This window comes from Brevibacterium sp. VCM10, from assembly GCF_000583215.1.
GTDB classification, from domain to species: domain Bacteria; phylum Actinomycetota; class Actinomycetes; order Actinomycetales; family Brevibacteriaceae; genus Brevibacterium; species Brevibacterium linens.
This window is the reverse complement of record NZ_JAJB01000028.1, coordinates 93540-100872: the sequence shown is the minus strand read 5'-3', so window position 1 is coordinate 100872 and position 7333 is coordinate 93540. Positions and strand designations below refer to the sequence as shown.

Sequence of the window (7333 nt, the reverse complement as noted above, 5' to 3'; positions counted from 1 at the left end):
GGGACTCGTTCTGTGTTCCTGACCTCACCGCCCCATCAGCAGATATGATGGGCACATGAGTACTCAAGACCCGCGTGGCGATTCGCAGACGCCCGAAGAGCTCTTGGCCGAAACCGATTCAGTCCTCGGCAGCGATACTCCCGCGACGGGCGAGATCGCTGCTGTGGACCAGACTCGGGAGCTGCCCCCGCACGAGCAGCATGAACAGACGCAGCCTCCGTCCGAGCAGGCCGGCGAGCTGCCGTCGACGAAGGCGGGGTCGGGAATGTCGGCGGGCATGTGGATCTCCCTCATCCTCGGCGCCGTCATCGTCGTCCTGCTGCTCATCTTCATTCTGCAGAACAACGTCCCGGCCGAGTTCAAGTACTTCGGCTGGCAGTTCGAACTGCCCCTGGGCGTGGCCATGCTCTTCGCTGCGATCGGGGGCATCCTCATCGCCGGGATCATCGGTTCGGTGCGGATCTTCGTCCTGGGCCGCAAACTGAAGAAGATCAACAAGGCCCTGGGCCGCTGATCGATGGCGCACCACCCCAGCTTCACCGAACTGCGCACAGACCTTCCCGTCACCCTCGTCCTCGCCGATACCTCGGCAGAGGCGGCGTGGGCGCGCGATGACGATTCCGTGCTCACCGAGCAGGAACGCAACTATGCGAAGGAATTCGACGCCGAGGCGGCCGCCACCTGGTCTGCCGGCCGTGTCGTCCTCCGCCACGTCCTCGGAGCGCATCTGGATCAGGATCCCGCTGCGATCGAGATCCGCCTCGATTCAGCGGGCAAACCGCGCCACGACGAGTGCGAGTTCTCGGTGTCCCGGTCTCGTCGCCTCGTCCTCGTCGCCGTCTCCGACGATCCGGTCGGACTCGACATCGAACCGATCCCCGAGCGCGGGGTCGCCCTTGAGGCGATGCAGCTGCTTCACGAAAGAGAACGGGCTGAGCTCGACGAGCTTCCCGACGACGACTTCGCTGCCGGCTTCGTCCGCGTGTGGGCGCGGACCGAAGCCTTCCTCAAAGCACTGAGCACCGGCCTGGCTCGCGACCCCGGTCTCGACTACATCGGTGCCGGGCCGCACCCGAACTCACCGCACCCTGATGTCGACATCCACGATCTCGCCGACGGCATTCCGGACGGTCATATCGCGGCCATCGCCTTCAACCGCTGACCGCCCCGCCGCACGCTTCGCCCCGCTCAGGAGGTCTGCGCCTCGTCGTCGCTGAACGACGGGCCGTTCTCGCCGGTCGTGAAGACCACGGCGATGCCCAATGAGCCCACACCGACAAGTCCGAAGAGTATCCAGGCACCGGCCGGATTGCTCGCCGCCGCGAGGATGAGGCCGACGACGACAGCGACGATGACAAGGGCGTCGAAGACCATCGGGAACCTCAGATAGCGCTTCTCTCCCTTGGTCACGGCATAGGAGATCTGGGTGGCGGCGCTGAGGAACAGCAGCACCAGAGCGGTGATGACCAGCCAGCGTGGGGCGAGGAAGAAGTCCTCGAGCCCACCGAGGAAGATGAAGCCGGCCACGGCCAGCAGCAGCTTGATGATGCCGTCGACAGCAAACCCGGAATTCCTCATGACTGAATCCTACTCAACTGGGTCTTCACCTCTCCCAAGGCCTCCCGCAGCACAGACGCCTCGACATTCGAATGTGCGATGACCAGACCGTGCCTGACTTCATCGCCGCCGGTCCAGCCGCGGGCCAGAGAGGCGACAAGGATGCCGCGCTCGGCCAGCCCGCGCAGCAGTGTCGCGGCCTGTTCCTGAGACGTTTCGATGACGAGCGTGCGACCGTCGTGGACCAGCCCGGGAATCGGCCCGATCTCGGACACGACCTCCTCGGCGGCCCGGAGTCGTCGCCGACCACGGGAGATGCGACGGCGCAGCCCACCGGAGCCGAGGTAGGAGGCGATGGCCATCTGCAGAATCGGTGAGAACGCCGGTCCGAGGGCCGCGCGCATGCTCATGAGCCGCTCCGCGATCGGTCCGCGAGCGATCACGTACCCGGTCGATACGGCCGAGGTCAGCAGAGCGGAGAAGGTGCCGATGTGGACGACCTGTGCGCTGCTGCCGGTCGATGAGGCGAGATCGAAGAGGGTCGGCAGCACGGTGCGGGTGAACCGTGCCTCACTGTCGTAGTCGTCCTCGATCAGCAGCGCATCACCCCGCGCCGCCCAATCGAGCAGACGCGCACGCTGGTCGACCGGCATCGGCGTTCCGTGCGGGAACTGGTGATTCGGTGTCACGACGGCCGCACCCACATCGGCCGGTGCCGGCGAGGAACCGACCATGTCCAGGGGCACGAGATGATGGTCGGTCATCGCCTGACGCAGACCGGGGAATCCGGGGTTCTCCACGGCGATGGACCCGGAGACGCCGACGCTCAGCAGCAGACGCAGACCGTCGCGAGACCCGCTGGTGAGGATGATCTCGTCCGGATCGACGGCCATCCCACGCGTCAGCCGCAGGTGGTCAGCGATCGCCCACCGGGCCCGGGGCTGGCCCAAGGGATCGATCGGCCCCGGATCGACGTCGAGCGACTGCCTCCACGCCCGGCGAAATGCCGGCTCACGCAGAGGATCGTCACCGCCGAATCCCGGACGCAGGTCGACATAGTTGCGCAGCCGCCGCCTCGGCGAGTCCGGGATGCTTCTGCGCTGAGGCACAGGTGTCGAAGCGGCCGGCAGCTCGGGATTGATCCGCGTCGCCGAACGCTCGGCGGCGATGAGGAACCCTTCCACGGCGAGCTGCGCATACGCTGTCTCCACACTGCCGCGGGAGATCCCCAAGTGTGTGGCCAGACGACGGCTCGAGGGCACCGCGTCCCCCGGGTGCAGAGTCCCGTCCGAGATGAGACGACGCAGCTCCTGAGTGAGCTGATCCGGCAGCGGAGTCGGCAGTCGCCTGTCGACGTTCACCGGCAGGGCGATGCCCTCGGCCCGGGTGCCGTGCCGCGATTTCGTGACCATCCGTCGATCATAGAACGATCATGGTCATCTGGCCTAAAATACTGGCATGTTTCTGGCTCTCTGATTGAGCCACTCATCGGTTTAGGCTGGTCTGGAACGGCCGTTCACTCCGAAGAAACACGATCCCTCCGACGCTGGGCAGCAGACCGAGATCGCTCGGTTCTGTTCGCCCTCGGCGACCCGGATCGACTCCGCGACAGTGAATGGACTTGCACCACAATGACCGAAACACAGACCCTGCTCAACACCGGACTGGCTGAGATGCTCAAGGGCGGCGTCATCATGGACGTCGTCAACGCAGAGCAGGCACGCATCGCCGAGGCCGCGGGTGCCTCCGCCGTGATGGCCCTCGAACGCGTCCCCGCCGACATCCGCGCACAGGGCGGCGTTGCGCGGATGAGCGACCCCGACCTCATCGACTCGATCATCGGTGCCGTATCCATCCCGGTGATGGCCAAGGCCCGCATCGGACACTTCGTCGAGGCCCAGATTCTCGAGACCCTCGGTGTCGACTACATCGACGAATCCGAGGTCCTCTCCCCTGCCGACTATGTCAACCACATCGACAAGTCCGTCTTCAAGGTGCCGTTCGTCTGTGGTGCGACCAACCTCGGTGAGGCGCTGCGCCGCATCCAGGAGGGCGCCTCGATGATCCGCTCGAAGGGCGAAGCGGGCACCGGCGACGTCTCGGAGGCGATGCGCCACCTGCGCACCATCAACTCCGAGATCCGTGCTCTGGGGGCGAAGAGCGACGACGAGCTCTACGTCGCGGCCAAGGAGATCGCCGCCCCGTACCATCTGGTCAAGCAGGTCGCCGGCCTCGGCCGTCTGCCCGTCGTGACCTTCGTCGCCGGCGGCATCGCCACCCCGGCAGATGCTGCGATGATGATGCAGCTCGGTGCCGACGGCGTCTTCGTCGGCTCCGGCATCTTCAAGTCCGGCAACCCGGAGGCTCGCGCGAAGGCCATCGTCGAGGCGACCACGCACTTCGACGACTCTGACGCAGTGGCCAGGGCCTCGCGCGGCCTCGGCGATGCGATGGTCGGCATCAACGTCGCCGATGTCCCCGCACCGCACCGCCTGGCCGAGCGCGGCTGGTGAGAGTCGGCGTCCTCGCCCTCCAGGGAGCCTTCCGTGAGCATCTGCTCATGCTCGGCTCGCTGGGGGTCGACACCCTCAGGGTCACCAAGTCCGAACACCTCGCCGGCCTCGATGCACTCATCCTTCCCGGCGGAGAGTCCACAGCCATGGTGCGCATCGCCGCCGGCACGGATCTCTTCGCGAGACTGCGCGAACGGATGTCAGGCGGTCTGCCGGTCTTCGGCACGTGCGCTGGGCTCATTCTCCTGGCCGACCGGCTCAGCGACGATTCGCTGGGCGGGTACGACCGCCTCGGCGGCCTGGACGTCACCGTGGCCCGCAACGCCTACGGTCGACAACGCGAGTCCTTCACCGCTCCGCTGACTGTCCATGGCCTGGACGAACCGGTCGAGGGCACATTCATCCGGGCCCCGCAGATCCTCGAGCTCGGACCCGACACCGAGGTGCTCGCCCGTTATGACGATGTGCCCGTCCTCGTTCGGCAAGGGTCGGTGTGGGGAGCCAGCTTCCATCCGGAACTGGGAACGGACCTGCGGATCCATGCAGAATTCCTCCACCACCTCGGTGCTGCTGTGTAAAGATTGACTCATGACTGAGCAGGCACTGCAGACACTCAAAGACGGATACACCTTCGATGGGCCGACCCTCGACCTGGGGGTCGCCCTCGACGGTGAGGACCCCTCGAAGGAGACTCCGATCTCCATCCCGTTGTCCATGCTCAACCGGCACGGACTGGTCGCCGGGGCCACGGGAACCGGAAAGACCGTGACTCTTCAGGTGCTCGCCGAACAGCTGTCCCGGGCGGGGGTGCCGGTCTTCGCCTCCGATATCAAGGGCGACCTGTCGGGCATCGGCGCTGCCGGTGTCGAATCCGACAAGCTGCGCAAGCGCCTCGATGCCGCCGGTCAGGACTGGCAGCCCAAGGGCAATCCGACCGAGTTCTACACTCTCGGGGATTCGGGACTGGGCACGCCCTTGCGGGCGACGGTGACCTCGTTCGGTCCGATCCTGCTGGCCAAGGTGCTCGAACTCAACGACACTCAGGAATCTGTACTCTCTCTGGTCTTCCACTATGCCGATCAGGCAGGATTGGCGCTGCTGGACCTCTCGGATCTCAAAGCTGTCCTCACCTTCCTCACCTCCGACGAGGGCAAGGCAGACCTCGAGGGCATCGGCGGAGCGTCGAAGGCCACTGTCGGAGTCATCCTGCGCAAGATCTCCGAACTCGCCGCTCAGGGCGGCGACGTGTTCTTCGGAGAACCGGAATTCGACACCGCCGATCTGCTGCGCACCGACGACAACGGTGCCGGAATCGTCTCCGTGCTCGAGCTGCAGAAGCTCAGTCAGTCGCCGGCGCTGTTCTCCACGTTCCTCATGTGGCTGCTGGCCGACCTGTTCCAGGATCTGCCGGAGGTCGGCGACCCGGACAAACCCTCCCTCGTGTTCTTCTTCGACGAGGCGCATCTGCTCTTCGCCGACGCGTCGAAGGCCTTCCTCCAGTCGGTGACGCAGACGGTGCGGCTCATCCGGTCGAAGGGTGTCGGCATCTTCTTCGTCACGCAGACGCCGAAGGATGTTCCCGAGGATGTGCTCGCACAATTGGGTTCACGCATTCAGCACCAGCTGCGGGCGCACACACCCAACGACGCCAAGGCCCTCAAGGCAACTGTGCAGACCTTCCCGAAGTCCGGCTACGACCTCGAAGAGCTGCTCACATCACTGGGCATCGGCGAAGCCGTGGTCACCGTCATGGACCCCGATGGCGCTCCGACTCCGGTGGCGCCGACGCGGATGCGGGCTCCGGAGTCGAAGATGGGGCCGATGAGCGAAGACGAGATCAAAGCGGCTGTGGCGGCGTCGCCTCAGCACGAGAAGTACGGCACCGCGATCGACAACGAATCGGCTCGCGAAATCCTCGCCGAACGCCTCGAAGGAGGGGCCGAAGCCCACGCCGAGGAGCAGAAGTCAGCACCGAACGACACGATCGACTTCCCGGAGGAGGCCGGTGCCGGCGGTAAGAAGACGGCGAAGAAGGACGATGAGAATCTGTTCACTCAGGTCGTGAAGTCATCGGCGTTCAAACAGTTCGCAAGGACCGCGGCACGAGAGATCGCACGTGGAATCTTCGGCACCTCACGCCGTCGGCGCTGAGACCAGCAGTGTCTTCTCGCCGGTGCTCACCCGCAGTTCCAGGCAGTCGCCGATGAAGTCTCCGTCGAGTTGAGCCGGGACCGGTGGTTCGACCGCGACTGTCGTCACGGTCGTACTGCGATAGTCCATGAGCCGGTGAGCGTCCGGTCTGCCCCGCAGGCATGCTGCGGCGATTTCTGCCCAGGCTCGACATCGCTCGATGGGTGAGCGCGGGAACGGGCCGACGGTGAGCATGGAGAAGGTCTGAGCACCGATCCGCGCCTCGGGGAACACGGCGATGGGTCCTGCGGGCCGGGCCACTTTCGAGACCATCACCGACCACACCGGCCCCGAGGCGGTTGCCTCCCCTGCGCCGGCGGTGTCCCTCATACCGGCGGCGTCCCTCATGCTTGCGGCGTCCCTGATGCTTGCGGTGTCCCTGATGCTTGCGGTGTCCCTCATGCTTGCGCTGTCTGCCGTGCTCGCGGTGAAGTCCGCGGCGAAGAGGGCTCGCGCGGCTCCCCAGGCGTAGCCGAGCAGTCCGGGAGCGGACCGGTGGTGGGCCACGGCCCGGGCATCTCCCCCGATTCCGGCGAGGCTGATGAAGTCGGTGCGATGCCGTCTGCCATCGGCCGTCTGGAAATCTGCAGTATTGATCGGGATGCCACACAGGTTCATCTGACCGTCGCGGGAGATCGATGGCAGCGTGCGCACGCACAGATCGATTGCATGTCTGGAGGATCGGAGGCCGATATGGCGGCTGAGCACGTTCGCGGTCCCAGTCGGGATGAGGAATGTGGGAGTCCCTGCCTCGGCGAGGACGGGGGCTGTCGCACGGATGGTGCCGTCACCACCGAGGATGATGACAGTGTCGGCTCCCCACGCGATGAGCTGTGCGGCCTGCCATCGACCGGAGCGTTCGACGCTGGTGGTCATGCTTCGGTAGTGCGCGCCGGCGTTGCGCAGTTCCGGCACCAGTTCGGCATACGCCCGCAGGGTCGCCGGGTGTTTGGGGTTGAGGATGATTCCGACGGAGATGTTCTGCGGCGTCGATCCCGGCCTGTCAGTCTCGGCCACCCGGCCGGCCAACGGTGTGCGTGTCGTGTTGAGTTCGTCCATCGTCGGTCGTGATT

At 65.7% G+C, this 7333-nt stretch carries 8 protein-coding genes; 5 read left to right on the top strand and 3 right to left on the bottom strand.

The features are described from left to right. The first annotated feature begins 55 nt into the window (after nt 1-55). Complete coding sequence (locus AD89_RS0108575) at nt 56-514, top strand: LapA family protein (protein WP_035320260.1); 459 nt, start codon at nt 56-58, stop codon at nt 512-514. A gap of 3 nt (nt 515-517) precedes the next feature. Further along, on the top strand, nt 518-1162 hold the full coding sequence (locus AD89_RS0108570; protein ID WP_025778189.1) for a 4'-phosphopantetheinyl transferase family protein: 645 nt from the start codon (nt 518-520) through the stop codon (nt 1160-1162). A 26-nt stretch (nt 1163-1188) separates the two neighbouring features. Here the strand turns inward: AD89_RS0108570 and AD89_RS0108565 are convergent, their stop codons facing one another. Together AD89_RS0108565 and pdxR are read right to left on the bottom strand one after the other, a co-directional pair. Continuing rightward, entirely contained in the window at nt 1189-1578 is a 390-nt protein-coding gene (locus AD89_RS0108565) for a hypothetical protein (protein ID WP_025778188.1), read from the bottom strand. Continuing rightward, nucleotides 1575-2969 carry a MocR-like pyridoxine biosynthesis transcription factor PdxR gene (gene pdxR / locus AD89_RS0108560; protein WP_035320259.1) on the bottom strand — a complete coding sequence of 465 codons (1395 nt, stop codon included), beginning with the start codon at nt 2967-2969 and terminating at the stop codon, nt 1575-1577. Before pdxR ends, AD89_RS0108565 begins: the two co-directional genes overlap by 4 nt. 219 nt (nt 2970-3188) lie before the next feature. Between pdxR and pdxS the strand changes: the two genes are divergently transcribed. The 3 genes from pdxS to AD89_RS0108545 are packed head-to-tail and all read left to right on the top strand — an operon-like array spanning nt 3189 to nt 6221. After that, on the top strand, nt 3189-4070 hold the full coding sequence (gene pdxS, locus AD89_RS0108555) for a pyridoxal 5'-phosphate synthase lyase subunit PdxS (protein WP_025778186.1): 882 nt from the start codon (nt 3189-3191) through the stop codon (nt 4068-4070). Continuing rightward, a complete protein-coding gene (gene pdxT, locus AD89_RS0108550; RefSeq protein ID WP_025778185.1) occupies nt 4067-4648 on the top strand; it encodes a pyridoxal 5'-phosphate synthase glutaminase subunit PdxT in 582 nt (193 codons plus the stop codon). The genes pdxS and pdxT overlap by 4 nt, the downstream gene beginning before the upstream one ends. Nucleotides 4649-4658: 10 nt before the next feature. After that, entirely contained in the window at nt 4659-6221 is a 1563-nt protein-coding gene (locus AD89_RS0108545) for a helicase HerA-like domain-containing protein (RefSeq protein ID WP_025778184.1), read from the top strand. Here AD89_RS0108545 and AD89_RS0108540 read toward each other — a convergent pair. Continuing rightward, complete coding sequence (locus AD89_RS0108540; protein ID WP_025778183.1) at nt 6204-7319, bottom strand: diacylglycerol/lipid kinase family protein; 1116 nt, start codon at nt 7317-7319, stop codon at nt 6204-6206. The two genes, AD89_RS0108545 and AD89_RS0108540, sit on opposite strands and share 18 nt — an antisense overlap. Nucleotides 7320-7333: the final 14 nt, after the last annotated feature.

What these genes read in the sequence shown, in the direction of transcription:
- AD89_RS0108575 (WP_035320260.1), top strand. Translation starts at nt 56, where the DNA reads ATGAGTACTCAAGACCCGCGTGGCGATTCGCAGACGCCCGAAGAGCTC.
- AD89_RS0108570 (WP_025778189.1), top strand. Translation starts at nt 518, where the DNA reads ATGGCGCACCACCCCAGCTTCACCGAACTGCGCACAGACCTTCCCGTC.
- AD89_RS0108565 (WP_025778188.1), bottom strand. Translation starts at nt 1,578, where the DNA reads ATGAGGAATTCCGGGTTTGCTGTCGACGGCATCATCAAGCTGCTGCTG.
- pdxR (WP_035320259.1), bottom strand. Translation starts at nt 2,969, where the DNA reads ATGGTCACGAAATCGCGGCACGGCACCCGGGCCGAGGGCATCGCCCTG.
- pdxS (WP_025778186.1), top strand. Translation starts at nt 3,189, where the DNA reads ATGACCGAAACACAGACCCTGCTCAACACCGGACTGGCTGAGATGCTC.
- AD89_RS0108545 (WP_025778184.1), top strand. Translation starts at nt 4,659, where the DNA reads ATGACTGAGCAGGCACTGCAGACACTCAAAGACGGATACACCTTCGAT.
- AD89_RS0108540 (WP_025778183.1), bottom strand. Translation starts at nt 7,319, where the DNA reads ATGGACGAACTCAACACGACACGCACACCGTTGGCCGGCCGGGTGGCC.